A 25,585-nucleotide genomic window follows, 5' to 3' on the forward strand; every position below is an offset into this window, starting at 1 on the left:
CCATGATCAAGCGCGTATCCGGCGAGCAGTGGCTCGCCATCGGGGTGATCGTGCTGGGCCTGTTCATGGCCTGGCAGATCGGTGATATCCCGAATGATTCCGGCTATGCCGGCATCGGTCCGCGCTTCTTCCCCACCCTGATCGTTACCGGTCTGATCGTTGCTGGTGGCGCGTTGCTGATGCAGCGTCGCCACCGTAACGGGCCGGACACCGTGATCATCGACGGGGAAGACGATGCGGAGCAACTGGAAGCGGAAGAAGCCGAACAACGCGGCGAGGCCGACTGGCGCATGTTCGCCATCGCCAGCGGCACCCTGATCGCGCACATGGCGCTGATCGGCATGATCGGCTTCACCCTGGCGGGCACCCTGCTGTGCTTCGGCATCTGCCGCGCGCTGGAAACCCGCCGCCCGGCACTGGACCTGGTGCTGTCGTTCGCACTGGCCCTCGGCCTGTTTCACCTGTTCAAGTGGCTGGGGCTGAACCTGCCCGCCCTGATGCCGGGAGGAGTACTGTAAATGGAATCCTTGAATGCCCTGTTCAGTCTGGGCTTTGCCACCGCGCTGACGCCGGCCAACCTGCTGTGGGCGCTGATCGGCTGTACCCTGGGCACCGCCATCGGCGTGCTGCCGGGCATCGGTCCGGCGGTGACCGTGGCGCTGCTGCTGCCGGTGACGCAAAGCGTAGACCCAACCGGTGCGCTGATCATGCTGGCCGGGGTGTACTACGGCGCCATGTTCGGCGGCTCCACCACCTCCATCCTGCTCAACACCCCGGGTGAAGCCGGCTCCATCGTGTCGGCGCTGGAAGGCAACAAGATGGCCAAGGCCGGCCGCGCCGGTCCGGCGCTGTCCACCGCCGCCATCGGCTCGTTCTTTGCCGGCACCATCTCCACCATCCTGCTGTCGCTGCTGGCACCGGTAATCGCCGGCTTCGCGCTGCAGCTGGGGCCGGTGGAAACCTTCTCGCTGATGATGCTGACCTTTGCCGCGGTGTCCGCGGTGCTGGGCAACTCGCCGCTGAAGGGCGCCATCGCGCTGCTGCTGGGGCTGGGCATCGGCCTGATCGGCATCGAGCCGCAATCCGGCCAGAGCCGCTTCACCTTCGGTCTGCTGCCGCTGATCGACGGCATCGACATCGTGGTGATCGCCATGGGCCTGTTCGCCATCGGCGAGACGCTGTACACCGCCACCTACGAGAACAAGATGAAAGCCGGGCTGGAAACCATGAGCGGCAGCTTCTGGATGAACAAGTCCGACTGGCGCCGTTCGTGGAAACCGTGGCTGCGCGGCACGCTGATCGGCTTCCCGTTCGGCACCCTGCCGGCCGGCGGTACCGAGATGCCGACCTTCCTGTCCTACTCGGCCGAGCGCAAGCTGGCCAGCCCGGAAGCGCAGAAGGAATTCGGCAAGGGCGCCATCGAAGGCGTGGCCGGCCCGGAAGCGGCCAACAACGCCGCCGTCACCGGCACGCTGGTACCGCTGCTGACGCTGGGCATCCCGACCTCCGCCACCGCGGCGATCATGCTGTCGGCGTTCCAGCAGTACAACATCGTGCCCGGCCCGCTGTTGTTCGATACCAACCCGGAGCTGGTGTGGGGCCTGATCGCCTCGCTGTACATCGGCAACGTGATGCTGCTGGTGCTGAACCTGCCGCTGGTGGGACTGTGGGTGCAGTTCCTGAAAGTGCCGCGCCCGCTGCTGTACGGTGGCATCGTGCTGCTGGCCACCATGGGGGCCTATGCGCTGCGCCAGAGCTGGTTCGACCTGATGCTGCTGTACATCGTCGGCGTGGTCGGCTTCCTGATGCGCCGCTACGACTTCCCGGTGGTGCCGCTGGTGGTGGGGCTGATCGTCGGCCCGATGGCGGAGAAACACTTCCGCCGCGCCATGTCCATCCACCAGGGCGACCTGACGGTGTTCCTGACGCATCCGATCTCGCTGGCCATCCTGCTGATCACCGTGGCCATCCTGGTGGTGCCGCCGCTGCTGAAGCGTCGCCAGCGCCTGCTGGAAGCCAGCTAACCCGCTGCGGCCAACCTTTGACACCGGTGCGGCGCAGTAGCGCCGCACCAGCACCGAGTACTCCCGGTACAAGCGATGTTGTACTTCTCATACGCCAGCACACTGTTGATCAGTCTTGCTGGCGTCTTTTTTTGGCAGCTCGCCGGCGGGCCGCTGCCGTGGCTGATCGGCCCGCTGCTGGCGGTGATGGCCGGCAAACTGCTACACGCCGAGCTGAACAGCATCCGCCACAGCCGCGAACTGGGTCAGGCCATCGTCGGCGTGGCGCTGGGGCTGACCTTCAGCCCGCAGGCGCTGCACCGCACGCTGCAGCTGGCACCGTGGATACTGCTGGCGGTGGCGTTTGCGCTGGGGTTGGCGTGGCTGTCGATGCGGCTGATGCGCCGGTTGCTGCCGACGCTGGACCCGCTCACCGCCTGGCTGGTGGCGCTGCCCGGCGGCGCGTATGCCGTTAATCTGGCTGCCGTTGACGGCTACAGCAGCGGCAGCAGGATCAGCGCCACCAACACGCTCCATACCAGCGCGCCGACGCTGAACACGGTGTAGGCCAGTGCTTCGGTACGCACCGAATCGTCGTGCTCGAACAGCGCATCCAGCCCGTGGTACAGCAGCAGGCCGGAGGCGAGCAGCCCCAGCACGCCGATGGCAACATTGAACAGCGGCCACGGCAGCAGCAGGGTCAGTGACGACAGCCAGATGGGCAGCGCGGCCAGGCCGGCCAGCCGGTAGCAATCGGCATAGGCGGGGCGCGCCTCGGCATGCACCGCCATGCGGATGAAGCCGGCCATCAGGTGCACGCTGCCCCAGCAGGCCACCCAGAACAGCGCCACCATCACGTCCCAGTTCAGCAGCGACAGATCCGCCGCATAGGCGCGGCCGTTGACATGGCCGGCATACAGCAGCATCGCGGCCGCCAGGGTGGAGGCGGGCAGCACCACCCGCAGAAAGCTGTGCACGATGTCCGGGTGGCGGTGCGCCAGTTCATCCCAGCCGTGGTGCGACGACAACAACATGCGGAACGGGGTAAGCGGGGTCATGGCAGTACTCCCTGGGCAGAGGCCCGACAAACGGCAGGTGGTACTGTAAATATATCGTGGCACGATACAAAAGCAAGGTCAGCGCGCCAAGCCGGTGCGCGCCGCCTCGCCACGACGCATGCCTGCACCAGCGTCAGGCCGCAGCTGGCGTGCCAGCGGCATTGGCGCAGGCACGCCTTTTGCAATGCAACATGGCAATACTGCGCAGGAGATTGCCATGTTCGCCCACTTTGCCAAGCCCAAACCCGCCGCCACCAGTGAAGCCGTGGTGTTCAACTACCAGCGCCCCACGCGTGCGCGGCTGGTGGCACAGGACAATCAGGGAGGCCTGTGGCTGGTGGAGGCGTTCGATCCACTGCACAAGGTATGGGTGTGGCAGGACGAAAGCCACAATATGGAAAAGGCGGTGGACGATGCCCGCCGCCTGAGTCTGTTCCCCGGCTGAGCGCCGCGCCGAGCGGCGTCAGCGCAGATGCGACACGGCTCCGGACCCGGCCGCCCCCCCGGCCCGGCATCTTCGCCCACGGCGGGCGGCATCGCCGTCCGCTCAACCACCGTGCTGCGGCCAACGTTGGCCGCAGGTTTCAGATCGCCGGATCGCTGTCCGGCGTAGCCAGCAGCAGCATTTCCAGCGAGGCGAAGCCGCCCAGCTGCCGCAGCGCCAGCAGTTCGTCGCGGTGCGCGCGCGCCATTTCTTCCACCAGCTGCTCGCCACGCGGCAGCAGGCTGACTTCCACACAGCGCTTGTCGTCGCGCCCCGGCGTGCGCTGCACCAGGCCCAGCGCCTCGCAGCGGCTGACCAGCCCCACCACGCTGTGGTGCTGGGTCTGCAAGCGTTCCGCCAGCTCCGCCACCGTCGCCCAGTCGCGGCCGGGGTAGCCGCGCAGCTGCAACAGCACCTGGTATTGCTGCGGCGTCAGGCCGTGCTCCTGCGCCATTTCTTCGCTGAAGCGCAGGAAGCGGCGCAGGCGGTAGCGAAAGTCGGCGAGTCGCTGGAAATCATCCTTGCTGAGCGGGGCAGGCTGGGTCATGGTGCAGTGCGGTAGGCAAAGAGCGCCACCGTATCACACTTCGCCACTGTGCTCGACGTAGTCGGCATAGCACACCGGCGAGGCCAGGGCGCGGCTATCCGCCCGCCATTGCTGCGCCGCCAGCCGCGCGCTCAGAAACTCGGCCAACGCCTGCGCCGGATTGGGGTCGTCCGCCGAGGTATCGTGCAGCAACACCAGCTCGTCGTATTGCTGCGCAGCCTGCAGCAGCGGCTGCCAGCGCGCCGGGTTGGCGGCCAGATCCGCCCAGTAGCTGTCGCAGAAATAGGGCCAGCGGCCAACGTCGCGCTGCAGCCAGGTCATCAACCCCTCCGCCGGCGCCAGCCGTGGCAGCCAGTGCGCGCGGGTAACGCTGCGCCGCGGCAAGCCCACCGGCCAGCTGGCGGTAACCAGAAAAACATTGTCGGCGCGCTGGCGGTAATCGGCAGCGGCCAGCAAACGAATGCGTGGCGTCATGATGTGTCCCTTCCATGGTCAGGCAGCCGGCCACAGCCGCTGCTTAAATATATCGTAGAACGATATATATACCAAAACCTTGATCCAGCACACCCTTGCCGTAGTTAGCCGCCGCGCCGGCGCCAGCCATAAAAAAAGCGGGCCATCTGGCCCGCTCAACACCCTCAAACAATGCCCGTTACGCTGCCGCGCCCTTGCGGGAGGTCGGCGGCGCATCGAACGCTTTGCGCAGTTCGGCCAGTTTCTGCCGCGCCACCTTCAGCCCGGCATCCTTGACATGGCCGAAGCCGCGCACGACTTCGTACTGCTTGATCATCTCGGTGGCGGTGACCAGGTTGGCCGCCGTCAGCTTGCCGCTCAGCTCGCCCACCAGCTGCTCGAACTCGCCGATCAGCGCGCGTTCCAGCTTGCGGTCGGCCTGGTAGCCGAACGGGTCCAGCGCGGTGCCGCGCAGGCCCTTGAAGCGGGCCAACACCCCCATCGCCTTCAGCGCCCACGGCCCGAGGTTGATCTTCTTCGGCTGGTGGCCGGTCATCCAGCTGGCGCCAAAGTGGAAGGTCAGCTTCAGCTCGCCGTCGAACTGCGCCGCCAGCTCGCGCTGGAACTCGCCGTCGCTATACAGCCGTGCCACTTCGTACTCATCCTTGTAGGCCAGCAGGTGGTAGTAGTTCTTCGCCACTGCCAGTGCCAGTGCGCTGCTGCCCGGCTTGGCCTGTTCTTCCGCCGCCTGCACGCTGGCCACCAGCGCCTTGTAACGCTCGGCCAGTTTGTCGCCCTGATAGGCCACCAGCTCCTTGCTGCGGTGATGCAGCACGCCGTCCACGGTTTCACGTGGAACGAATTGCACTACCGCCGACGGCGATACCAGCGTCTCCACCTTGAGCAGGTCGTGCGCGGCATGACGGCCCCAGGTAAAGGCGTCCTGGTTGAACTTCACAGCGGCGCCGTTCAGCTCGATGGCGTGCATGATGGCTTCCAGCGATACCGGCACCAGGCCCTGCTGCCAGGCATAGCCGAGCATGAACATGTTGGCAGCGATAGCGTCACCGGACAGCGCGGTGGCGATACGGGTGGCGTTGACCTCGGCATAGTTGGCCGCACCCACCGATTCGATGATGGCGTCCTTCATCGCCCGCGCCGGGAAGCGCGCATCCGGGTTCTTCAGGAAGGCGCTGGTCGGCGATTCGTAGCTGTTGACCACCACGTGGCTGAAGCCTTCGCGCATCTTGGCGACCGCTTCTTCCGCCGCGGTCACCACCAGATCGCAGCCCAGCACCAGGTTGGCATCGCCGGCGGCGATACGCACCGCGTGCAGTTTTTCCTGGCTGTCGGCGATGCGCACGTGCGACCACACCGAGCCGCCTTTCTGCGCCAGGCCGGCCATGTCCAGTACCGTCACCCCCTTGTTGTCGAGGTGGGCGGCCATGCCCAGCACCTGGCCAATGGTGACCACGCCGGTACCGCCGATGCCGGTGACCATGATGCCGTACGGCTCGTGCGACGCCGGCAGCTGCGGCATCGGCAGCGTGCCCATACCATCCAGGCTGCTCTTGCCGCTACCGGATTTCTTCAGCTTGGCGCCGGACACCGACACGAAGCTGGGGCAGAAGCCTTCCACGCAGCTGAAGTCCTTGTTGCAGCTGCTCTGGTCGATCTTGCGCTTGCGGCCGAGCGCGGTTTCCACCGGCAGCACCGACAGGCAGCCGGATTTCTTGCTGCAGTCGCCGCAGCCTTCGCATACGCGCTCGTTGATGAACACGCGGCGATCCGGGTCCGGGAATTCGCCACGCTTGCGGCGGCGGCGCTTCTCGGCGGCACAGGTCTGGTCGTGGATCAGGATGGTGACGCCTTCCAGCTCGCGCAGTTCTTTCTGGATACGGTCCAGCTCGCGGCGGTGGAACACTTCCACCCCCGGCGCCAGCCCTTCCTGCAGCCCGTGCGCGGTGCGGTACTTGTCCGGATCGTCGCTGGTGATCACGATGCGGCCAACCCCTTCGGCCGCTACCTGGCGGGTAATCATCGGCACGTCCAGGTAGCCGTCGACATGCTGGCCGCCGGTCATCGCCACCGCGTCGTTGTACAGGATCTTGTAGGTGATGTTGACCTTGCCGGCCACCGCGGCGCGGATCGCCAGCAGACCGGAGTGGAAGTAGGTGCCGTCCCCCAGGTTGGTGAAGATGTGCTTGGTGGTGGTGAACGGCGCCTGGCCCAGCCAGGTGATGCCTTCGCCGCCCATCTGGGTGAAGGTCTTGGTGCTGTCGCCCTCGATCCAGTGCGCCATGTAGTGGCAGCCGATGCCGGCCACCGCGCGGCTGCCTTCCGGCACCTTGGTGCTGGTGTTGTGCGGACAGCCGGAGCAGTAATGCGGAATGCGGTTGATCGCCTCGCGCGGCTGCACCAGCTGCGCTTCTTTCTCTTCGTAGAACTTCAGCCGGTCGTGAATCACCGGGCTGTCGTAGATATTGGCCAGCCGCTTGGCGATGGCACGCGCGATCATCGCCGGGGTCAGCTCGCCGGCGGCCGGCAGCAGCCAGTCGCCGTGCGGCAGCGCCCATTCGCCTTTCTCGGCGAACTTGCCCACCACGCGCGGGCGCACGTCGTCGCGCCAGTTGTACAGCTGTTCCTTCAGCTGGTACTCGATGATCTGGCGTTTTTCTTCCACCACCAGGATCTCGTCCAGCCCTTCGGCAAAGTGGCGCACGCCTTCCGGCTCCAGCGGCCACACCATGCCCACCTTGAAGATGCGCAGGCCAATGTCGGCGGCCAACGCTTCGTCGATGCCCAGGTCGTCCAGCGCCTGCATCACGTCCAGGTAGCTCTTGCCACAGGTGATGATGCCCAGCCGCGGCTTGGGCGAATCCAGGGTGATGTGGTTGAGCTTGTTGACGCGCGCATAGGCCAGCGCCGCGTACAGGCGGTGGTGCAGCACGCGTTTTTCCTGTGCCAGCGGGGTATCCGGCCAGCGGATCGACAGCCCGTCTTCCGGCAGCGGAAAGTCGTCCGGAATCACCGGCTGTACCCGTTCCGGGCTGATATCCACCACCGCCGAGCTTTCAATGGTGTCGGTAATCGCCTTGATCGACACCCAGCAGCCGGAATAGCGGCTCATCGCCCAGCCGTGCAGGCCGAGGTCGATCACTTCCTGCACCCCGGACGGCGACAGCACCGGAATCATGCTGGCGGCAAGGATGTGGTCGGACTGGTGCGGGAAGGTAGAAGATTTGGCAGCGTGGTCATCGCCGCAGATCAGCAGCACGCCGCCATGCTTGCTGGTGCCGGCCACGTTGCCGTGCTTGATCACGTCGCCGGAGCGGTCCACGCCCGGACCCTTACCGTACCACATGGCGTACACGCCGTCGTACTTGGCCCCCTCGAACATGTTCACCTGCTGCGTGCCCCACACTGCAGTGGCGGCCAGGTCTTCGTTCAGACCCGGATGGAACACCACGTTGTGCGCCGTCAGGTGCTTTTCCGCCTTCTGCATGTTCTGGTCGACGTTGCCCAGCGGCGAGCCGCGGTAGCCGGTAACGTAGCCGGCGGTGTTCAGGCCGGCGGCGCGGTCGCGTTCCTGCTGCATCATCGGCAGGCGCACCAGCGCCTGAATGCCGTTGAGCAACACTTCGCCGGTGGGGGCGGTGTATTTGTCTTCCAGTTCGACGTGGCGAATCGACATGGTTTCTCCTCCATGTTTGTGCTTGTGGCAACGGGTCGGGTGAGCCTTGTGAGCGGTCCCGATCTGGCATGCTCTCTGTCTTTATAGGTGGCTGGACGTCTGTGCGTCGGCTGCTGCGGACATTAATTGACGTAAACGTAAACGTCAAAGTGTTTGTCGTTATTTTGCGGCGATGGCGGCAGCAAGTGCGGCAAATGTGCCATTGCAGCAAACGCGATCTGAACACTGCGTTCCGGATACAGCAATTGAGAGTGGCAACGGAGATGGTTACAGTGCTGACTCGATCACTGCCGCCGCGCCACAAGCGTCGGCGGCCAAACGTTGGCCACCACCATGTCAAACTCGCAAGAAACCAGCCGCGGCGTGCTGTACGCCATTGGCGCCTTTTTCATCTGGGGGCTGTTTCCGCTGTACTGGAAACCGCTGCACGACGTGCCTGCGCTGCAGATCCTGTGCCACCGCATCGTGTGGTCGGCGCTGTTTGTCGCCATCGTGCTGCTGTGGCAGCGCAACTGGGCGTGGCTGGGCGCCGCCATCCGCGAACCGCGCCGCGTCGGCATCTTCGCGCTGTCGTCGCTGCTGCTGTCCGGCAACTGGCTGATCTACATCTGGGCGGTCAATGCCGGCCACGTGGTGGAAGCCAGCCTCGGCTATTTCATCAACCCGCTGGTCAACGTGCTGCTGGGACGGCTGTTCCTGGCCGAACGCCTGACCCGTACCCAGGCCGCCGCGGTGGCGCTGGCCACACTGGGGGTGGGCTGGATTACCCTCAGCGCCGGCGCCTTGCCGTGGATCGCGCTGGGGCTGGCCGCCACCTTCGGCCTGTACGGCCTGCTGCGCAAGAAAGCGCCGCTGCCGTCGCTGGAAGGGCTGGCGCTGGAAACCTTCCTGCTGACCCCGGTGGCCGCCGCCGCACTGCTGTGGTTCCAGTGGCAGGGTAACGGCGCCTTTGGCCAGCAGGGCTTCGCCATCGACGCACTATTGGCCGGTGCCGGCGTGGTCACCGCCATCCCGCTGCTGCTGTTCGCCAGCGGTGCCCGCCGCCTGAAGCTGGCCACCGTCGGCCTGATCCAGTATCTGGGGCCGTCGATCCAGCTTGGGCTGGGGGTGTGGCTGTTCGGCGAGCCGTTCGGCCAGGCGCGCGCGCTCGGCTTTGGCCTGATCTGGCTGGCGCTGGCGCTGTATTCCGGTCACGGCCTGCTGAGCTACTGGAAGGAACGCCGCCTGCAGCAGGCATAAACGCGGCCTTGCTCCAGCTGTGACAGCACAGCGGCGGCAAGCGTTCAGCACGGCACACGATGCGGCCAACCTGGCAACGGGTTGGCCGCATTGCTATTGATACAGCGCCATCACACAGTGTTCTGCCACTGTAGCTTGCCGCCACTCCGCACCGGCAGTAGCGTTACAGGCGGCAACGGAGGCTGACATGAGCATTACATTCGATACCGACAAGCAGCGGCTGGACCGCGACATGGTGTACCGCTACCTGAGCGGCGAATCCTACTGGGCGCGCGGCCTGCCGCGCGACATCTTCGAGCGCTCGCTGGACGGCGCGCTGTGCATCGGTGGCTACGACACCGACGGCCGCCAGGTGGCGTTTGCGCGGGTGATCAGCGACTACGCCACCTTCGCCTACCTTGGCGATGTGTTCGTGCTCGACAGCGTGCGCGGCCAGGGCGTGGGCAAGGCGCTGATGGACTATATCCAGGCCCACCCGCAGCTGCAGAACCTGCGCCGCTTCATGCTGGCCACCGCCGACGCGCATGGCCTGTACGCGCAGTACGGCTTTGCCGCACTGAGCGCACCGCAGCGCATCATGGAAAAGGTGGAGCCGGATATCTACCAGCGCCTGGCTGCCGAAAGCAAACCGGCATGACGCACAAGACCTTCTGGGACGATCCATACCAGACCGAGCTGGCCACCCAGGTCGCCACGGTCGACGGCGAGCGCGTCACCCTGCAGGCCACCATCTTCTACGCCGAGAGCGGCGGCCAGGAAAGCGACAGCGGCAGCATAGCCGGCCAGCCGGTGCTGCTGGCGGAAAAGCAGGAGCAGGACATCGTCTACACCCTGGCCGCCGGCCATGGCCTGCAGCCGGGCGACGCGGTGACGGTTCGCATCGACTGGCCGCGCCGCTACCGGTTGATGCGGTTGCACTTCGCCGCCGAACTGACGCTGGAAACCATCTACCGCGACTTCGACGGTGTGGAAAAAATCGGCGCCCACATCGGCGAGCACAAGGCGCGCATCGACTTTGCATTGCCGCAGCCGATCACTCCGCAGCTGGCCGCCATCGCCACCAAAGTACAGGCGCTGATCGATGCCAACTCGGCCATCGTCAGCGCCTTTGCCGATGCGGCCAACGAGCGCCGCTACTGGGAAGTGCCCGGCTACTGCCGCGTGCCGTGCGGCGGCACCCACCTGCAGCGCACCGGCGAGGTTGGCCGCATCGCGCTGAAACGCAAGAACGTCGGCCGCGGCAAGGAGCGGGTGGAGATCACCCTGCTGGAGGATGAATGACATGACGGCACCGGCACTACATGGCAGCTGCCTGTGCGGCGGCGTGCGCTACCAGGTGGAGCAGCTGGACATGCCGATCCAGCATTGCCACTGCCACACCTGCCGCAAGGCGCATGCCGCCGCCTTTGCCAGCACCGCGGGTGTGCTGCGTCAGCATTTTCGCTGGCTGCAGGGGCAGGAATTGCTCAACCGTTATGAATCCTCCCCCGGCAAGCTACGTTACTTCTGCCGCGTTTGCGGCAGCCAGCTGCTGGCGGAACGTCCAGTGCACCCACACGTGATCCTGCGCGTAGCCACGCTGGACGACGCCCCGGCGCAACGACCCAACGCGCATATCTGGTGCCGCCACGATGTGGCCTGGCTGATGTACGCCGACGTGCCGGCCTATGCCGAGTGGCAACTCCCAGCGAGTACAAAATAAGCATGCTGTTCTACGATCTGGCCGCGCTGGGCGCCGCCACCTGCTGGGCACTCAGCTCCATCATCGGCGCCACGCCGTCGCGGCAGCTGGGCTCCTTCGGCTTTACCCGCATCCGCCTGAGCCTGCTCACCGTGCTGCTGGGCGGCATCGCGCTGGCCAGCGGCGGCTGGCAGGCGCTGCACGGCAGCCAGCTGGCGCTGCTGGCCGCCTCCGGCCTCACCGGCATCTTCCTCGGCGACACGCTGATGTTCGCCGCCATGAACCGCATCGGCCCGCGCCGCACCGGGCTGCTGTTTGCCACCCACTCGGTATTCTCGGTCAGCCTGGGCGTGCTACTGCTCAGCGAACGACTGAGCCTGGCGGCGGTGGCCGGCAGCCTGCTGGTGTTCGCCGGCGTGCTGGGCGCCATCGCCTTCGGCCGCCGCGACAGCCAGCAGCACCACTGGGAACACAGCCACGGCCTCAAGCTGGGCGTGGCGCTGGCGCTGACTGCGGCACTGTGCCAGGCACTGGGCACCTTCCTCGCCAAGCCGGTAATGGCCGCCGGCATCGACCCGATTGCCGCCAACGGGCTGCGCATCGCCGTCAGCTGCGCTGCGCACTGGCTGCTGTGGGCCAGCGGCAACCGCCACGCCCGCCTGCAAAGGCCGCTGGCGCCGCGCTTGTTCGGCCAGACCGTGCTCAACGGCCTGGTCGGCCAGGGCGTGGGCATGACACTGGTGATGCTGGCGCTGAAAGGCGGCAACGTCGCCACCGTGGGCATGCTGTCGGCGATGACTCCGGTAATGATCCTGCCGATGCTGTGGGCGGTAATGGGCCAGCGCCCGCCGGCCCTGGCCTGGCTGGGTGCCGCCGCCAGCGTGGCCGGCAGCATGCTGATCGTGCTGCGCTGAGGTAGTGCCACAACTGCCTGCGGCCAACCTTTAGCCAAGGTTGGCCGCATTTTCCACGCCCAGCACTGCCGCGCATTGTGTCACCAACGGCAATAATCCCTTTCCTGCTGCGCTGTTTATTCACCTGGCCGTCGGCAGCACAATGCCACATCCCCACTTATCGCCAGGATGCCCATCATGACCGACACCAGCCTGCCACCCGCCATCGTAGACGCCGCCTCCGGCCTGACTTACCGCGCCTTGCCGCGTCGCGGCACACAGCCGGCCAGCGCGTTGTTGCTGCTGCTGCACGGCGTCGGCGGCAATGAGCTGCAGCTGCACGGCCTGGCGCCGCTGCTGGATGAGCGGCTGCAAATCGTGCTGCTGCGCGCGCCGCTGCTGTTCGGTCCGCAGCAATACGGCTGGTTCCAGGTGAGCTTCGGCACCAATGGCCCCAGCATCAATGCGCAACAGGCCGAGGCCAGCCGCCGGCAGCTGATCGCGCTGTGCCACAGCCTGCAGGCGCAGTACGGCCTGGATGCCGCGCACACCGTGCTGGCCGGCTTCAGCCAGGGCGGCATCATGAGTGCCGGCGTGGCGCTGACGGCACCGGGCAGCGTGGCCGGCTTTGGCCTGCTATCCGGGCGCATCCTGCCGGAAATTGCGGCCAACATCGGTGATAAATCAGAGCTGGTCGAGCTATCGGCATTCATCAGCCACGGCGAATACGACGACAAGTTACCGATCAGCTGGGCCGAACGCGCCGCTGCCTGGCTGGGCGAGCTGGGGGTGCCGCACCAGCTGCGGCGTTACCCGGCCGGACACCAGCTCAGCGCCGACATGGCGCAGGATTTTGCCGCCTGGCTGGCGGCGGGTAGCTGGCTGGCGGATTAACTTAGCAGGCCCATCAGCCAGTCCGGGTGCAGCAGCCAGCCACAGAAGCCGGCCAGGCCGAATACGGCGCCAAACAGGCCGAAGCCCCAGGCCACCAGCAGCGGCAGCCACATTTCCACCAGCGCCGCCACCGCGGCACAGGCGATGGCGATGGCAATCGCCGCATCGCAGAGGTCGAACTGGTCGTCGTGGACATTCAGCCGGTTGTATTCCGCCTCGCGCAGCCTGGCCTTGGCGGCGGTGGCCGGGATCGCCTGCTGGTAGGCGGCGATCTTCTGCTGCAGCTCGCCGTGCTGGCGGGTGAAGCGCGGCGCCAGCGCCGGGTTGGCCGCAGCGGCAATATCCAACTGCTGCAACGTGCTCTCGGCCAGCGCTTGCTTGATGCTGCGGCTCTGGTATTCCGACCACAGGTCGATAGCATCCGACTTGGCCAGCTGCATCGCCTGCACCAGGTTGTCGTCCTTGATCTTGGCGATGCCCATGAATACCGACAACAGCACCACCGTCATCGCCACCGCGGTATTGATGCGCCGCTGGCGGCCTTCCACACTCAGTTCCACTTCCATGGCACGCTCCGACCGGTTTCGCTAGCGGCCAGTATCGCGCCGGCAGCGGTGGGCAACTGCAACGGTAGGTAGCAACGGGTAACCGCCTGCAATGCAAACGGCCAGGCATGGGCCTGGCCGTGGTCGCGGAGCGATGCTGGCACTACTGGTTGGCGCGCACCCAGCGATGCCACTGTGCGAACAGCGCCGGGTCCAGCGCGGCGATGGCGGAACGCTTCCACACCGTGTCGGACCAGTAATCGTCGGTATACAGGCTGGCGATGCGGCCGCCGGCTTCTTCCAGGATCACCGCGCCGGCGGCGTAGTCCCACAGTCGCTGGCCGCCATGCAGGTACAGGTCGTAGCGGCCGGCGGCCAGGAAGCACCAGTCCAGGGTGCTGGAGCCCATGCTGCGCTGGCTACCGAACGGCGCCACGCTGCCCATGCGCGCCGCCAGTTTGCCGGAACGCAGGTATTTGATTTCCACCGCGGCGATGGCGTCGCCCATGCTGTTGGCCATCGATTTCAGCGGCAGGCGCTGGCCGTTGAGATAGGCACCGTGGCCGCGGCGGGCGTAGAACACTTCGTCTGACACCGGGTTGTAAATCACCCCCAGTTCGCTTTTGCCGTTGACCACCAGCGCCACCGAGATGGCGAAGTACGGCAGGCCGTTGACGAAATTGGTGGTGCCGTCGATCGGGTCCACCACCCACAGGCCGTGCGGGTTGGCCGCCCACAGCGCATCCTGTTCCTCGATGGTCATTTCTTCACCCAGCACTGGGTGCGGCAGGATGGTCGGCAACTGTTGCTGCAATGCCGACTGGCAGGCGAGATCCGCTTCGGTAAACAGCGAGCCGTCTTCCTTGCGCGTTTTGCCCACGCGCAGGAAGCGCGGCATCACCTCGCTGTGGGCTACCGCGCGTACGACCTTGATCACCTCATCGACTACCTGCAAAGCCTTCTCCCGCTGGGTGGTGTGATGCCGCGGCGGGTAGCCGCGGCAGCGCTGACGGCCCGGATGCGGACCCTGCTGCACGCCGTGGTTGTTGCAACTGCAGCAAAACAAGCAAAATACCGTCATCGACAGTTACGGGCAACACGCAATGCCAAGGTTTTTCATCGACGCTGTGTTGACCACGGCAGAACAGTACACGCTACCCGACAGTGTAGTGCGCCACATACAGGTGTTACGGCTGCGCGAGGGCGACGCCATCACTCTGTTCAACGGCCGCGGCGGCGAATACCAGGCCACGCTCGGCAGCATCGGCAAGCGCGACGCCAGCTGCGCCATCACCCGTTTTGACGACACCAGCCGCGAATCGCCGGTGTGGCTGGGGCTGGCGCAGGCCATCTCCAGCGGCGAGCGCATGGAATTCACGCTGCAAAAAGGCGTGGAGATGGGGGTGAACGTGTTCCAGCCGCTGGCCACCGAGCGCAGCATCGTCAAGCTGGCCGGCGATCGCGCCGACAAGCGCGTGCAGCGCTGGCAGGAGATCGTGATCGCCGCCTGCGAACAAAGCGGCCGCAACAGCATTCCGCAGGTGCTGCCGATCCTGACGCTAAAGCAATGGTTGGCCGCACTGCCGGCGGCGGATGCCCATCTACTGCTGTCGCCGCTGGGCACGCGGCGGCTGGCCGATATCGCGCAGCAGCCGCAACAGGCGTGGCTGCTGGCCGGGCCGGAAGGCGGGCTATCCGCCAGCGAGGAAACGGCTGCCATTGCCGCCGGCTGCACGCCGCTGAAGCTGGGGCCGCGCATCCTGCGCACCGAAACCGCGGCACTGGCAGCAGTCGGTGCCATCCAGACGGTATGGGGCGATTACAGCGTGTAAGCACCCGGGGCGGGGGTCAGCAGCAGCCGCTGCCGGGCCCACTCAAAACATTTGTCATAAATGCTGTTTGTATAGAAAATACCGTTATTTTCAACAGTAACCACTTGCAAACATGCGCTTACAAGGCAGGCTACACAACTGGCATGACGAACTGGGCATCGGCTTTGTCAGCCCGACTGACGGCAGCAAACCTGCCTATGTGCAACGGCGCGCCTTCAGCCGCCTGCAGCGTGCGCCACGCAATGGCGATTTGCTCAGCTACTGCGTGAGCCGGGATCCGCAAGGCCGCCTCACCGCGCTGGACATCCGCCAGCAGGAGGGCCGTGCCCCGCGCCGGGCGCGGCCGTCAGCGCCGCCACGACGCCAGCACCGTATACCGCCGCTGTTGTTGCTGTTTGTCATGCTGCTGGGCGGCATCATCGTGCAGGGTTATCTGCCGGCTGGCGTCGCCGCGCTCTACCTGCTGCTGAGCCTGCTGACCTACGCCGTCTACGCCCACGACAAGCGCGCCGCGCAGCAGCAGCGCTGGCGCATCCGCGAAAACACCCTGCACTTGCTGGCCGTGCTCGGCGGCTGGCCCGGCGCCCTGCTGGCACAGCAGCGCTTGCGCCACAAATCCAGTAAGCCGGGCTTCCAGTGGCGCTACAAGCTCAGCATTGCGGCCAACCTTGGCCTGCTGTGCTGGCTGCAGTACAGCATCAGCCGCTGAGCGTCGGCTCGCCGCCGGCGGGGTACGACTGTTGCAGCAGCGCCGTGCCGGCCCTCACCTCCAGCCGCGCCCAGGCGCCATTGAGCAGACACCACTGCGGCGGCACATGGCCGATATCCGCGTCCAGCACCACCGGGCAGTGCAACCCGGCCAGCGCCTGCTGCACCGCGTCCTGGTAGCCCAAGCCACCGTCTGCCGCCAGCGCCGGCCCGCTGCTGCGTCCCAACACCAGCCCGGCCAGACCATCCATCACCCCCGCCAGCCGCATGCCGCTCAGCGCCCGCAGCAATTCATACGGCGCCAGCTCGGCGTTTTCCAGATACAGGATCGTCGGCTGTTGCTTGAACGCGGCCAGATCGAAATACGGCGTGCCCACCAGCCGTGACAGCACATCCAGGCAACCGCCCAGCAAGCGGCCCTCGATAACGGAGCTGCCGCCACCCAGCACGCGCACGCGGCTGTTTTCGGTCACCCCGGGATCGCCAAAGCGCCAGAAGCGCGTGGCGGCCTGCTGCAGCGGCGGCAAACCGTAGCGCCAGCTGTGCCATAGCGCCTGCATTTCCTGCTGCCGGGCCGGTTCACTCAGATCAAACACATTGGGAGAATGCAGCGTCGCCCAGCCGGCGCGCAGCGTCAGCGGCACTGTCAGGGTGGAAACATCGGAAAACCCGCACAGCCATTTCGGCGCCAGCGTCGCCAGGTGGGGAAAGTCGATACCGGCCAGCAGTTGCAGCGCCAGCTCACCACCCCACGGCGGCAGGATGGCGCGGACGGTCGGGTCGTACAGGAAACGGTTCAGATCGGTCAGCCGCTCGGCGGCACTGCCGCTGGCACCGTGCTGCTGCCGGCGCAGGGTCGCGCCTTCCAGCACCTGGAAGCCAGCAGCACGCAGGGCCTGCAGCGAGGCATCCAGCCGGCCTTGCAGCACCTCTGGCACCCCGGAGGACACCGCGCAGACGGCAACGCGGTCACCGGGCTGTAACGGGGCAGGAAAGCGTATCGACATGGCTGCCGCTGTGGATAAAGGTTGGCCGCACAGCCTAACGCAAGCCAGGCGGCCGAAAAAGCCATCAGCCGCCCGGATCAGCGCTCAGGGGGTTGCCGGTTGTGGATAACTCCAGCCATCCGGCCAGCAGCGCAAGCTAGCGGTCTTCTTGCCTGCCATTGTCGCAGCCGTTCAGCGCGATGCTTGCTGTTTTGCCAGCCGCTGCAGCTCGATCAGCTTGGCGTATTTGCTGTAGCTGTTGAAGCAACCAATGCTGATGTGGACAAAACCGGGCAAACCATCGCGAAAACCCTGCCGTGCCAGGTAAAACTTGATGAAGCGCAGCAGCGGGCTAAACAGCAGCTTGCCAATCCCCGCGGTTTTCCCGCGTTGATACAGCGTTTCCGCCTGCAAGCTGGTGTAGCGGTTCTGTTTGCTCAGATACAACGCGATGTCTTCACCCGATTCGTGCATCAAGTCGCCAGCCACGGTACCAACCGGGCCGCTGCTGTGCACATATTCGTGCACCACGTCGTCCGACCAGCGGGCGCGACGGCGATCGAACAGCCGCAAGCTGTAATCCGGATAGCCCTCGCCAAAGCGCAAGAAGCGGCCCATGAACTTGTTGCTGCGTGCAAAGCGCCAGGCACCGCAAGCGGCCAACCTACGTTCGTCTGCCAGCAAGTTGTTGATTTCATTTGCCAGTTTTGTTGACAGCCATTCATCGGCATCCAGGCACAGCACCCAGTCATGGCTGGCCTGCGCTACGGCAAATTGCTTCTGCGGCCCAAAGCCCAGCCAGTCCTGGTGGATAACTTTCGCCTTATAGGCAGAAGCTATTGCCAATGTCCTGTCGCTGCTTCCCGAATCCACCACCACGATCTCGTCTGCAAAAGCACAGCTTTGCAGACACTTTTCCAGTAGTGCCTCTGCGTTTTTGGTAATGAGCACCAGGCTTAGCGGTTCAGACATATTTCTAATGTTGTCCAATTTTTAAAAAGATGAAGACAGATGAAGGCAGTGCCTATCTGTTGATAACCGTGTTTTTTCTTTTTTTTTCAGATGGTTATTGCAAACGGCAAGGTGTGTTCCGGCGCTGGGATGGCTGGTGCAGCAGTTGTGGATAGTTTTACGGTTTTTCTGCAGAGCGCAGTTGTCCACATGCTGACCGTGCAGTGTTCCACCCGGGCTGTGCAGCAATGTTTTTTGCACTGCAGCCGTTGCAGTCATCCTGCTGTTCTTTGTTTTCCCATTTTTATATTGAAGATAAAGATAAAGACGCCAAAAAATGTGGATAACAGTCAAAAACCTTGACCTGACAGTAGCTTAGCTTGTTGATGAGCGGTGGGTTACTACTACCGGCAGTGTTCTGAGCAGTTGTGGGTAAATATGGCGTTTCTTATCCACAGCGCCTTATCCACAAACGGTGCGGGGCGATTTTACTTGGTTAACCACAGGCCCGCTCGTACAATCCGGCGCATGCAAAACCTCCTGTTATTGCGCACTTCCTCGATGGGAGACCTGATCCACACCTTTCCCGCACTGTCGGATCTGGCGCGTGCGCGCCCGGATGTGGCGGTGAGCTGGCTGGCAGAAGAAGCCTTTGTGGATATCCCCGGCCTGCACCCGCAGGTCACGCGCACCATCCCCATAGCCTGGCGCCGCTGGCGCAAACACCTGCTGCAACGCGCGACCTGGTGCGAGATGGCCAGCCTGCGCCACGCCCTCGGCAGCACGCGCTGGGATCTGGTACTGGATGCCCAGGGCCTGCTGAAGAGTGCGCTGCCGGGCAAGCTGGCCAACGGCCCGCTGGCCGGTTACGACGCCGCCAGCATTCGCGAGCCGCTGGCCAGCCGCTTTTACGACCGCCGCTACCGCGTCGAGCGTCAGTTGTCCGCCATCGAACGCAATCGCCAGCTGTTTGCCGCCGCCTTTGGCTACCAGCCCAGCGGCGCGCCGGTATTCGGCATTCGCGGCGGCGCGCGGGCGGACTGGCTGCCGGCGACGCCGTACTGGGTGCTGCTGCATGCCACCAGCCGCGACAGCAAGCTGTGGCCGGAGGCGCACTGGGTGGCGCTGGCGCATGCGCTGCAGGCACAGGGGCTGGCGACGGTGATTCCGTGGGGCAATGCGACAGAACAGCAGCGCGCGCAAAGGTTGGCCGCAGCCATTCCCGGCGCGCTGGTGGCGCCGAAAATGCGGCTGTCCGCCGCCGCCGCCATGCTCGGCCATGCGGCAGCGGTGGTGGGGGTGGATACTGGGCTGACCCACCTGGCCAATGCGCTGGATGTGCCGCTGGTAGCGATCTACACCGATACCGACCCGGCGCTGACCGGGGTGGTGGCCACCGCCCGCGCGGCCAACATCGGCCAGGCCGGGGTGATTCCGCCGGTGGACGCGGTGCTGGCGCTGCTGGCGCGCTGCCGGAGCACGGCATGATCGCGCGCCTGCTGTACAGCGCGCTGTGGCCGCTGCTCACGCCGCTGGTGAAGCGCTACCTGAACAAGCGCGCGCAAAAGGCGCCGGCCTATCTGCAGCATTGGGACGAACGCTTCGGCCGCGATCTGCCGCGTGGCGATGGCCGCGAGGTGATCTGGCTGCACGCAGTGTCGGTGGGCGAGACCCGTGCTGCGCTGCCGCTGGTCAAGCAGCTGCGGCAGCAATATCCGGCCGCCCGTTTCGTCATCACCCAGATGACGCCCACCGGCCGCGCCACCGCGCTGGAGCTGTACCCGGACGCCGAGATCCGCTACCTGCCGTATGACAGCGCCGGCAACATGCGCCGCTTCATCGCCGCGCTGCGGCCAAAATTCGGCGTGCTGATGGAAACCGAGCTGTGGCCCAATCTGCTGCACGCCTGCCGTGCCGCCGGCGTGCCGCTGTTTCTGGTCAATGCGCGGCTGTCGGAAAAATCGCTGCGCGGCTACCGCCGCATCGGGCCGTTGATCCGCCCGGCGATGCGCGCCTTGACCGCGGTGGCGGCACAGAGCGACGCCGATGCCGAGCGGCTGCGCCAGCTGGGTGCAGCCAACGTTAGCGTCTGCGGCAACAGCAAATACGATTTCACCCCGCCGCCGGACAAACTGGTGCTGGGGCAGGCGTTCCGCCAGCGTATCGGCAGCCGCCCGGTGTGGGTGTGCGCCAGCACCCGCGACGGCGAAGAGGAACTGATCCTGCGCGCCTGGCAGGCCGTGCCGCGCGGCGAGGCGCTGCTGCTGCTGGTGCCGCGCCACCCGGAACGCTTCGACAGCGTGGCAACGTTGGCCGCCGACATGGGTTTTGCCGTGCAGCGCCGCAGCGACGAGCAAGCGGTGGCCGCCAGCACCCAGGTGTGGCTGGGCGACAGCATGGGCGAACTGTTTGCCTACTATGCTGCGGCGGATGTGGCGTTTATTGGCGGCTCGCTGCTGGATTTCGGTTCGCAGAACCTGATCGAGCCGGCCAGCGTCGGCCTGCCGGTGCTGATCGGCCGCTCTACCTTCAATTTTGCCGAAGCGGCGGCGCTGGCGCTGGCCGCCGGTGCGGCGCGCCAGGTCAGTGATGCCGACCAGCTGGTGGCGGCGGCGCTGACGCTGCTGCAGGACGCGGCGGCGCGGCAGCCGATGCGGCAGGCCGGGCTGGCGTTTACCGCCCAGCACCGTGGCGCCAGCCAGCGTATGCTGCAGCTGATCAAGCAGCAGCTGCCGGCCTAGCCGCGGCCGGCAGCCGTAAAAAAAACCGCCACGACGTGGCGGTTTTTTTATGCCGGCAAGCGCGGCTTCAGGCCTGTTCCGGCGTGACTTCCTTGTAGATCAGCCGGCCATCGAACAGTACTTCGCCCGGCTGCAGCTGGAACTGGGCATCGCTGTCGGGGGCGGCGCGGTCGAACAGCAGCGTGCGGCCGTCGTGGCGCAGCCAGGCGTAGATCGGCAGGTTCTGGAAGCGGCCGACGATGTCGGCGGATTTTTCCACCGCCGCGCTGTCGGGCAGCAGGCGGCTGGTGAGCTGGCTGACCGCTTCCTTCACCTCGGCGCTATCCATCGCCTCCACCAGCCGGCGCGCGCGCTGCCATTCCGGCTGCTGGCGGAACAGCTTGAGCTGGCGCCGCGCGCCCCAGCGCAGCAGCCAGCGGTACAGGAATACCGGCAGCTGCACCGGGAACACCCGCTTGTAGGCATCGATCACGCACTTCACCACGAAGCGGTGCTGGCAATGCGGGCACTCGCCGTCGGCCAGTACAAACACCTTGTCCTGCAGCAGCATCGCCACCCCTTCCATGGCGTTGGCCTTCACCAGCTGCTGGCAATGCGGGCAGGGCTTGGCGAAGCGGCTGACGGTGGCGCCGTTGGGGTAGGTGATGGGAAAGAACCGGTCCAGCCGGTCGGGTTGCATCATCATTGCTGCAGATCTCGATAAAGCGGATTCAAGGCGGCGATTATAGCGCCAGTAATTGCAGCTGCTGGCGCAGTGTGTGGCTGCCGCCAGGGGGCAGCAGACGCGCATCGCTGCCGGCGTTGGCCGCCTCCACGCACAGGAACTGCTGCCAGCCGTCGTCCGGCAGGTCGGCGATGTTGGCCGCACCCTGCTGCCACGGCGTCCACACCACGGTGCTGGCCGAACTGCTGCTGCCGATGGCGATACGGCGCTCCCAGTGCGGATCGTGCAGCTGGCACGGGCCGGCATGCTGCACCACGGCATCGGTGGCGGCGCGGAACTGCCAGGCTTGCAGCGGCAGCTTGGCCACAGTGCCGCTGAGCTTGTCGTGGTAGGGCGCACCTTCCAGCCCGCTCAGGCTGGCGGTGCGCAGATCGCCCACCGCCAGATAGCTGTGCAGCGCGGCGCTGACGCTGACCGGCTCGTTGCCCAGGTTGCGACTGGTCAGCGCGATGTCCAGCCCCGGCCCCAGCTGCAGGGTGAGGCTGGCTTCCAGCTCCGCATGATGCGGGGCGGCCAGTTTCACGTGAAACCCGTCGTCGCTGCGCGCCACCGCGCTGACCGTCCACAGCGCGGTGCGCGCCACGCCGTGTTGCGGCTGGCTCGGGTCGTGCGGGTGCGGGCCGAACCACGGCCAGCACACGGGAATGCCGCCGCGGATCGCCTTGCCGGCTTCCAGCCGCGCCAGTGGCGACAGGTACAGCAACGGGCGGCCGCCAGTCGGCGTGAAATCCAGCAGCTGGCCGCCGTACAGGCTTAGCGTGGCGGTGAAGGCCGGATGGTGGAACGTGAGGCCGGGCATGCCGGGCGCCAGTTCGATGGCGCGCACGCCGGCAGGAAGCAGGTCGGGGTGGACTGGGTGGGACATGATGGCATCCTTGCTGGCACTTTTTGTCATGCGGTGCATCTGAATCCTGCGCATCGCCAGATGCAGGCTGCCAGATTCAGACCATTCTGCGGCGCCGTTGTTCTGCCGCCGCCGCTTGCACCTTTATTGATTGCTGCCGGCTACAATGCAGCAGTTGCCGGCACATTGCCAGTGCCGCCTGCGTGCGGCCGGGCTGTCACAAGCTGCGGGTGCTGCGGCGTTAATGACCAGCCGGGGAGCACCGTGACTAGCGGTAAATGCCGCGCCCGACTGTTTTTGCCTTGCCTCGCGCCGGCTTGCGCGAGTGTGAACAAGTTCTAAGGAGCATCAATCGTGAATTCCCGCTGGATCGATCTGCCATCCGCCACCGGTGAAACCTTTAGCGGCTATCTGTCGTTGCCGCCGGCCGGCCACGGCCCGGGCATCGTGCTGCTGCAGGAAATCTGGGGCGTCAACGAGCACATCCGCAGCATGGCCGACCAGTACGCGCTGGATGGCTACGTGGTGCTGGCGCCGGACGTGTTCTGGCGGCTGAGCCCGCGGGTGGATCTGGCCTACGACGAGGCCGGCAGCCAGCAGGCTTACGACTACCTGCAGCGGCTGGATATGGATCTGGCCGCCAGCGACGTGGCCGCCGCGGTGGGCGCGCTGCGCGCCATGCCGCAGGTCAGCGGCAAGGTGGCGACGCTGGGCTACTGCCTGGGCGGGCAGATGGCGTTCCGCGCCGCGGCGTTGAGCCAGGCCGATGCCGCGGTGTGCTACTACGGCGGCCGCATTCACCAGCATCTGGCGCTGGCCGACCGGCTCGGCATGCCGATCATGTTCCACTATGCCGGGCTGGATGCCCATATCACCCCGGACATGGTGGCCGCGGTGAAGCAGGCGTTTGCCGGCAAGAGCAATGCGCAGTTCCATGACTACCCGGACGCGGATCACGGCTTCAACTGCTGGGGCCGCCCCAAGATGTACAACCAGCGCGCCGCCGCGCTGGCGCATGGCCGCAGCCTGCAGTTTCTGGCCGAACAGCTGGGCTGAGCGGTCGGCTGTACACCGTTGGCCGCCGTCGTGCGGCCAACCTGTTGCCACGCTTTCCCTTACAATGCCGGCATGAGCACGCCCAAAACCGCCTCCAAGCCGCACTACCTGCGCATCCGCGATTTCATTCTCGACGGCATCAAGAGCCGCAGCTTTGCCCCCGGCGCCAAGATCCCGCCCGAGGTGGAGCTGGCCAGGCAGTTCGGCGTGTCGCGCATGACCGTCAACAAGGCGATCCGCGACCTGGCCGAGGCCGGCGTGCTGTTGCGCTATGCCGGCGACGGCACCTATGTCGCCGAGCGCAAGGCGGAATCGCCGCTGCTGGACGTCAACAATATCGCCGAAGAAATTGCCACCCGCGGCCACCAGTACCGTGCCGCGGTGCATTTCGTGCGTCAGGAAGCCGCCAGCGAGGAAGTGGCGCTGCGGCTAGGGCTGGCGGTGGCGGCGCCGGTGTTCCACTCGCTGATCGTGCATTTCGAGGACGACAGCGCCATTCAGGTCGAAGAGCGCTACGTCAGCCCGCAATGGGCGCCAGATTACCTGCAGCAGGATTTCAGCCGCGAAACCCCCAATGCCTACCTGATGCGCACCTGCCCGCTGTCCGATGTGGAACACACGGTGGAAGCGGTGTTGCCGGATGCCGAGGAATGCCGCCTGCTGGGTGTGGAGCCCAGCGACCCGTGCCTGCGCGTGCTGCGCCGTACCTGGTCCGGCAAACACCTGGTGAGTTTTGCCCGCCTGCTGCACCCGGGCGCCAAGTACAAGCTGCGCTCGCAGACGCGGGTACGCAAGCGCTGAGCGGGCCGCACTAAAGTAAATGTATATACATTTACGCAACAACTGATCACAGGCCACGCCAACGCGTGGCCTGTTGTTTTTTAAAGGCTTTTCCGGTGTCGTGTCGTGTTGTCATGGCCACGGCGGCGAGAGGTCGGCAGAAAAAAATCCTTGACGCGGCGCTGGCGATCAACTAAATGTATATACAATTAATCGCGCAACACCGGACCGCACCATGAGCCAGCCCAACGACACCCTGTGGATCAACGCCCGCCTCGCCACCTGCGATGCCGCCGTTACCGCGCCCTACGGCGCGCTGGACGGCCACGCGCTGTGGCTGAAGGGCGGCGTCATCCACGCCGTGCTGCCGCAGGATGCGGCGCTGCGCGCCTTCGGCGACGGCGACATCATCGATGCCAAGGGTGCGTGGATCACTCCCGGCTTCATCGACTGCCACACCCACCTGGTGTACGGCGGCAACCGCGCCGCGGAATGGGAAAAGCGCCTCACCGGCGTGCCGTACCAGCAGATCGCGGCCGAGGGCGGCGGCATCATCTCCACCGTGCGCGCCACCCGTGGCCTGGACGAGGACGAGCTGGCACTGGTGAGCCTGCCGCGGCTGAAGGCGCTGATGAAGGAAGGCGTCACCACCATCGAGATGAAGTCCGGCTACGGCCTGACGCTGGCGGACGAGCTGAAACAGCTGCGCGCCGCGCGCCGGCTGGAAGCTGCGATGCCGGTGGAAGTGGCCACCACGCTGCTGTCGGCGCACGCGCTGCCGCCGGAATTCGCCGGCGATGCCGACGGCTACATCCGCCACGTGTGCGAGGTGATCATCCCCGCCGCGGCGCAGGAAGACCTGGCCGAGGCAGTGGACGTGTTCTGCGAAGGCGTCGGCTTTTCGCCGGCGCAGACCCGCCAGGTGTTCGAAGCCGCCCGCGCCCACGGCCTGCAGGTGAAAGGTCACGTCGAGCAGCTGTCCAACCTGCATGGTGCCGCGCTGGTGGCCGAGTTCGGCGGCCTGTCCGCCGACCATATCGAATATCTGGACGACGCTGGCGTCGCCGCCTTGGCCGCCGCCGGCACCGTGGCGGTGCTGCTGCCCGGCGCCTATTACTTCCTGCGCGAAACGCAGAAACCGCCGGTGGACAAACTGCGTGCGGCCAACGTGCCGATGGCGGTGTCCACCGACCTGAACCCGGGCACCAGCCCGTTCGCCTCCATCCGGCTGGCGATGAACCAGGCCTGCGTGCTGTTCGGCCTGACGCCGGAAGAGGCGCTGCTGGGCACCACCCGCCACGCGGCGCAGGCACTGGGCCGCGCCGCCACCCACGGCCAGCTGGCTGCCGGCCATGTCGCCGACCTGCTGCTGTGGGACATCGAACATCCTGCCGAGATCGTGTATGGCCTCGGCACCAATCCGCTTACCCGCCGCGTGTTCCGTGGCGTGGTGCAGCACGAGGGTTAATACC

The 25,585-nt window shown here is 65.9% G+C and carries 27 protein-coding genes; 17 read left to right on the forward strand and 10 right to left on the reverse strand.

The window, feature by feature from the left end:
- Nucleotides 1-2: 2 nt before the first annotated feature.
- From ABNW52_RS05090 to ABNW52_RS05100, 3 genes are all read left to right on the forward strand, one after another.
- Nucleotides 3-518 (forward strand): tripartite tricarboxylate transporter TctB family protein, encoded by a 516-nt coding sequence (locus ABNW52_RS05090; protein ID WP_349584903.1) that lies wholly within the window; start codon nt 3-5, stop codon nt 516-518.
- Nucleotides 519-2,024: a tripartite tricarboxylate transporter permease gene (locus ABNW52_RS05095; protein ID WP_349584906.1), complete on the forward strand. Its 1,506-nt coding sequence runs from the start codon at nt 519-521 to the stop codon at nt 2,022-2,024.
- 75 nt (nt 2,025-2,099) lie between these two features.
- Nucleotides 2,100-2,570: an AbrB family transcriptional regulator gene (locus ABNW52_RS05100; protein ID WP_349584909.1), complete on the forward strand. Its 471-nt coding sequence runs from the start codon at nt 2,100-2,102 to the stop codon at nt 2,568-2,570.
- Here the strand turns inward: ABNW52_RS05100 and ABNW52_RS05105 are convergent.
- Nucleotides 2,498-3,061 carry a YIP1 family protein gene (locus ABNW52_RS05105; RefSeq protein WP_349584912.1) on the reverse strand — a complete coding sequence of 188 codons (564 nt, stop codon included), beginning with the start codon at nt 3,059-3,061 and terminating at the stop codon, nt 2,498-2,500. The two genes, ABNW52_RS05100 and ABNW52_RS05105, sit on opposite strands and share 73 nt — an antisense overlap.
- A gap of 217 nt (nt 3,062-3,278) precedes the next feature.
- Between ABNW52_RS05105 and ABNW52_RS05110 the strand changes: the two genes are divergently transcribed.
- Nucleotides 3,279-3,506: a hypothetical protein gene (locus ABNW52_RS05110; protein ID WP_349584915.1), complete on the forward strand. Its 228-nt coding sequence runs from the start codon at nt 3,279-3,281 to the stop codon at nt 3,504-3,506.
- A gap of 139 nt (nt 3,507-3,645) precedes the next feature.
- Here ABNW52_RS05110 and ABNW52_RS05115 read toward each other — a convergent pair whose 3' ends face one another.
- The 3 genes from ABNW52_RS05115 to ABNW52_RS05125 form a co-directional block, all read right to left on the reverse strand.
- Complete coding sequence (locus tag ABNW52_RS05115) at nt 3,646-4,092, reverse strand: MarR family winged helix-turn-helix transcriptional regulator (RefSeq protein ID WP_349584918.1); 447 nt, start codon at nt 4,090-4,092, stop codon at nt 3,646-3,648.
- Between the two features lie 33 nt (nt 4,093-4,125).
- Nucleotides 4,126-4,566: a DUF488 family protein, N3 subclade gene (locus ABNW52_RS05120; RefSeq protein WP_349584921.1), complete on the reverse strand. Its 441-nt coding sequence runs from the start codon at nt 4,564-4,566 to the stop codon at nt 4,126-4,128.
- A gap of 178 nt (nt 4,567-4,744) precedes the next feature.
- Complete coding sequence (locus ABNW52_RS05125) at nt 4,745-8,239, reverse strand: indolepyruvate ferredoxin oxidoreductase family protein (protein WP_349584924.1); 3,495 nt, start codon at nt 8,237-8,239, stop codon at nt 4,745-4,747.
- A 333-nt stretch (nt 8,240-8,572) separates the two neighbouring features.
- On the opposite strand from ABNW52_RS05125, the gene rarD reads away from it, so the two are divergent.
- From rarD to ABNW52_RS05155, 6 genes are all read left to right on the forward strand, one after another.
- A complete protein-coding gene (gene rarD, locus ABNW52_RS05130) occupies nt 8,573-9,478 on the forward strand; it encodes an EamA family transporter RarD (protein ID WP_349584926.1) in 906 nt (301 codons plus the stop codon).
- A 187-nt stretch (nt 9,479-9,665) separates the two neighbouring features.
- The gene (locus tag ABNW52_RS05135) at nt 9,666-10,115 is read left to right on the forward strand and encodes a GNAT family N-acetyltransferase (RefSeq protein WP_349584929.1); all 450 of its coding nucleotides are present in this window, start codon (nt 9,666-9,668) and stop codon (nt 10,113-10,115) included.
- Complete coding sequence (locus ABNW52_RS05140; RefSeq protein ID WP_349584932.1) at nt 10,112-10,759, forward strand: alanyl-tRNA editing protein; 648 nt, start codon at nt 10,112-10,114, stop codon at nt 10,757-10,759. Before ABNW52_RS05135 ends, ABNW52_RS05140 begins: the two co-directional genes overlap by 4 nt.
- Before the next feature lies 1 nt (nt 10,760).
- The gene (locus ABNW52_RS05145) at nt 10,761-11,180 is read left to right on the forward strand and encodes a GFA family protein (RefSeq protein ID WP_349584934.1); all 420 of its coding nucleotides are present in this window, start codon (nt 10,761-10,763) and stop codon (nt 11,178-11,180) included.
- Nucleotides 11,181-11,182: 2 nt separating this feature from the next.
- Nucleotides 11,183-12,073, forward strand: a complete 891-nt coding sequence (locus tag ABNW52_RS05150; protein WP_349584937.1) for a DMT family transporter — start codon at nt 11,183-11,185, stop codon at nt 12,071-12,073.
- 177 nt (nt 12,074-12,250) lie between these two features.
- Nucleotides 12,251-12,946: an alpha/beta hydrolase gene (locus ABNW52_RS05155; protein ID WP_349584940.1), complete on the forward strand. Its 696-nt coding sequence runs from the start codon at nt 12,251-12,253 to the stop codon at nt 12,944-12,946.
- Here ABNW52_RS05155 and ABNW52_RS05160 read toward each other — a convergent pair.
- Nucleotides 12,943-13,512 (reverse strand): DUF4337 domain-containing protein, encoded by a 570-nt coding sequence (locus ABNW52_RS05160; RefSeq protein WP_349584943.1) that lies wholly within the window; start codon nt 13,510-13,512, stop codon nt 12,943-12,945. The genes ABNW52_RS05155 and ABNW52_RS05160 overlap by 4 nt on opposite strands.
- A 142-nt stretch (nt 13,513-13,654) precedes the next feature.
- Nucleotides 13,655-14,446 carry an inositol monophosphatase family protein gene (locus ABNW52_RS05165; RefSeq protein WP_349584946.1) on the reverse strand — a complete coding sequence of 264 codons (792 nt, stop codon included), beginning with the start codon at nt 14,444-14,446 and terminating at the stop codon, nt 13,655-13,657.
- 148 nt (nt 14,447-14,594) lie between these two features.
- Between ABNW52_RS05165 and ABNW52_RS05170 the strand changes: the two genes are divergently transcribed.
- Together ABNW52_RS05170 and ABNW52_RS05175 are read left to right on the forward strand one after the other, a co-directional pair.
- The gene (locus tag ABNW52_RS05170) at nt 14,595-15,323 is read left to right on the forward strand and encodes a 16S rRNA (uracil(1498)-N(3))-methyltransferase (protein WP_349584948.1); all 729 of its coding nucleotides are present in this window, start codon (nt 14,595-14,597) and stop codon (nt 15,321-15,323) included.
- A 112-nt stretch (nt 15,324-15,435) separates the two neighbouring features.
- Nucleotides 15,436-16,032, forward strand: a complete 597-nt coding sequence (locus tag ABNW52_RS05175; RefSeq protein WP_349584951.1) for a DUF1294 domain-containing protein — start codon at nt 15,436-15,438, stop codon at nt 16,030-16,032.
- Here the strand turns inward: ABNW52_RS05175 and ABNW52_RS05180 are convergent.
- Entirely contained in the window at nt 16,022-17,038 is a 1,017-nt protein-coding gene (locus tag ABNW52_RS05180) for a S66 family peptidase (protein WP_349584954.1), read from the reverse strand. The two genes, ABNW52_RS05175 and ABNW52_RS05180, sit on opposite strands and share 11 nt — an antisense overlap.
- Before the next feature lie 171 nt (nt 17,039-17,209).
- Entirely contained in the window at nt 17,210-17,989 is a 780-nt protein-coding gene (locus ABNW52_RS05185) for a glycosyltransferase family 2 protein (RefSeq protein WP_349584957.1), read from the reverse strand.
- Nucleotides 17,990-18,496: 507 nt separating this feature from the next.
- Between ABNW52_RS05185 and waaC the strand changes: the two genes are divergently transcribed.
- Both waaC and waaA read left to right on the forward strand, forming a co-directional pair.
- Complete coding sequence (gene waaC, locus ABNW52_RS05190; RefSeq protein WP_349584960.1) at nt 18,497-19,456, forward strand: lipopolysaccharide heptosyltransferase I; 960 nt, start codon at nt 18,497-18,499, stop codon at nt 19,454-19,456.
- Nucleotides 19,453-20,709: a lipid IV(A) 3-deoxy-D-manno-octulosonic acid transferase gene (waaA, locus tag ABNW52_RS05195; RefSeq protein ID WP_349584963.1), complete on the forward strand. Its 1,257-nt coding sequence runs from the start codon at nt 19,453-19,455 to the stop codon at nt 20,707-20,709. The genes waaC and waaA overlap by 4 nt, the downstream gene beginning before the upstream one ends.
- A gap of 67 nt (nt 20,710-20,776) precedes the next feature.
- Here waaA and ABNW52_RS05200 read toward each other — a convergent pair whose 3' ends face one another.
- Both ABNW52_RS05200 and ABNW52_RS05205 read right to left on the reverse strand, forming a co-directional pair.
- Entirely contained in the window at nt 20,777-21,394 is a 618-nt protein-coding gene (locus ABNW52_RS05200) for a hypothetical protein (RefSeq protein WP_349584965.1), read from the reverse strand.
- Nucleotides 21,395-21,431: 37 nt separating this feature from the next.
- Nucleotides 21,432-22,298 (reverse strand): D-hexose-6-phosphate mutarotase, encoded by an 867-nt coding sequence (locus ABNW52_RS05205; protein WP_349584968.1) that lies wholly within the window; start codon nt 22,296-22,298, stop codon nt 21,432-21,434.
- Between the two features lie 333 nt (nt 22,299-22,631).
- On the opposite strand from ABNW52_RS05205, the gene ABNW52_RS05210 reads away from it, so the two are divergent.
- The 3 genes from ABNW52_RS05210 (at nt 22,632) to hutI (ending at nt 25,581) form a co-directional block, all read left to right on the forward strand.
- A complete protein-coding gene (locus ABNW52_RS05210) occupies nt 22,632-23,333 on the forward strand; it encodes a dienelactone hydrolase family protein (RefSeq protein ID WP_349584971.1) in 702 nt (233 codons plus the stop codon).
- Nucleotides 23,334-23,405: 72 nt separating this feature from the next.
- On the forward strand, nt 23,406-24,134 hold the full coding sequence (hutC, locus tag ABNW52_RS05215; RefSeq protein ID WP_349584974.1) for a histidine utilization repressor: 729 nt from the start codon (nt 23,406-23,408) through the stop codon (nt 24,132-24,134).
- A gap of 214 nt (nt 24,135-24,348) precedes the next feature.
- On the forward strand, nt 24,349-25,581 hold the full coding sequence (gene hutI, locus ABNW52_RS05220) for an imidazolonepropionase (protein ID WP_349584977.1): 1,233 nt from the start codon (nt 24,349-24,351) through the stop codon (nt 25,579-25,581).
- The last annotated feature ends 4 nt before the right edge of the window (nt 25,582-25,585 follow it).

Source organism: Vogesella oryzagri (genome assembly GCF_040148885.1).
GTDB classification, from domain to species: Bacteria; Pseudomonadota; Gammaproteobacteria; order Burkholderiales; family Chromobacteriaceae; genus Vogesella; species Vogesella oryzagri.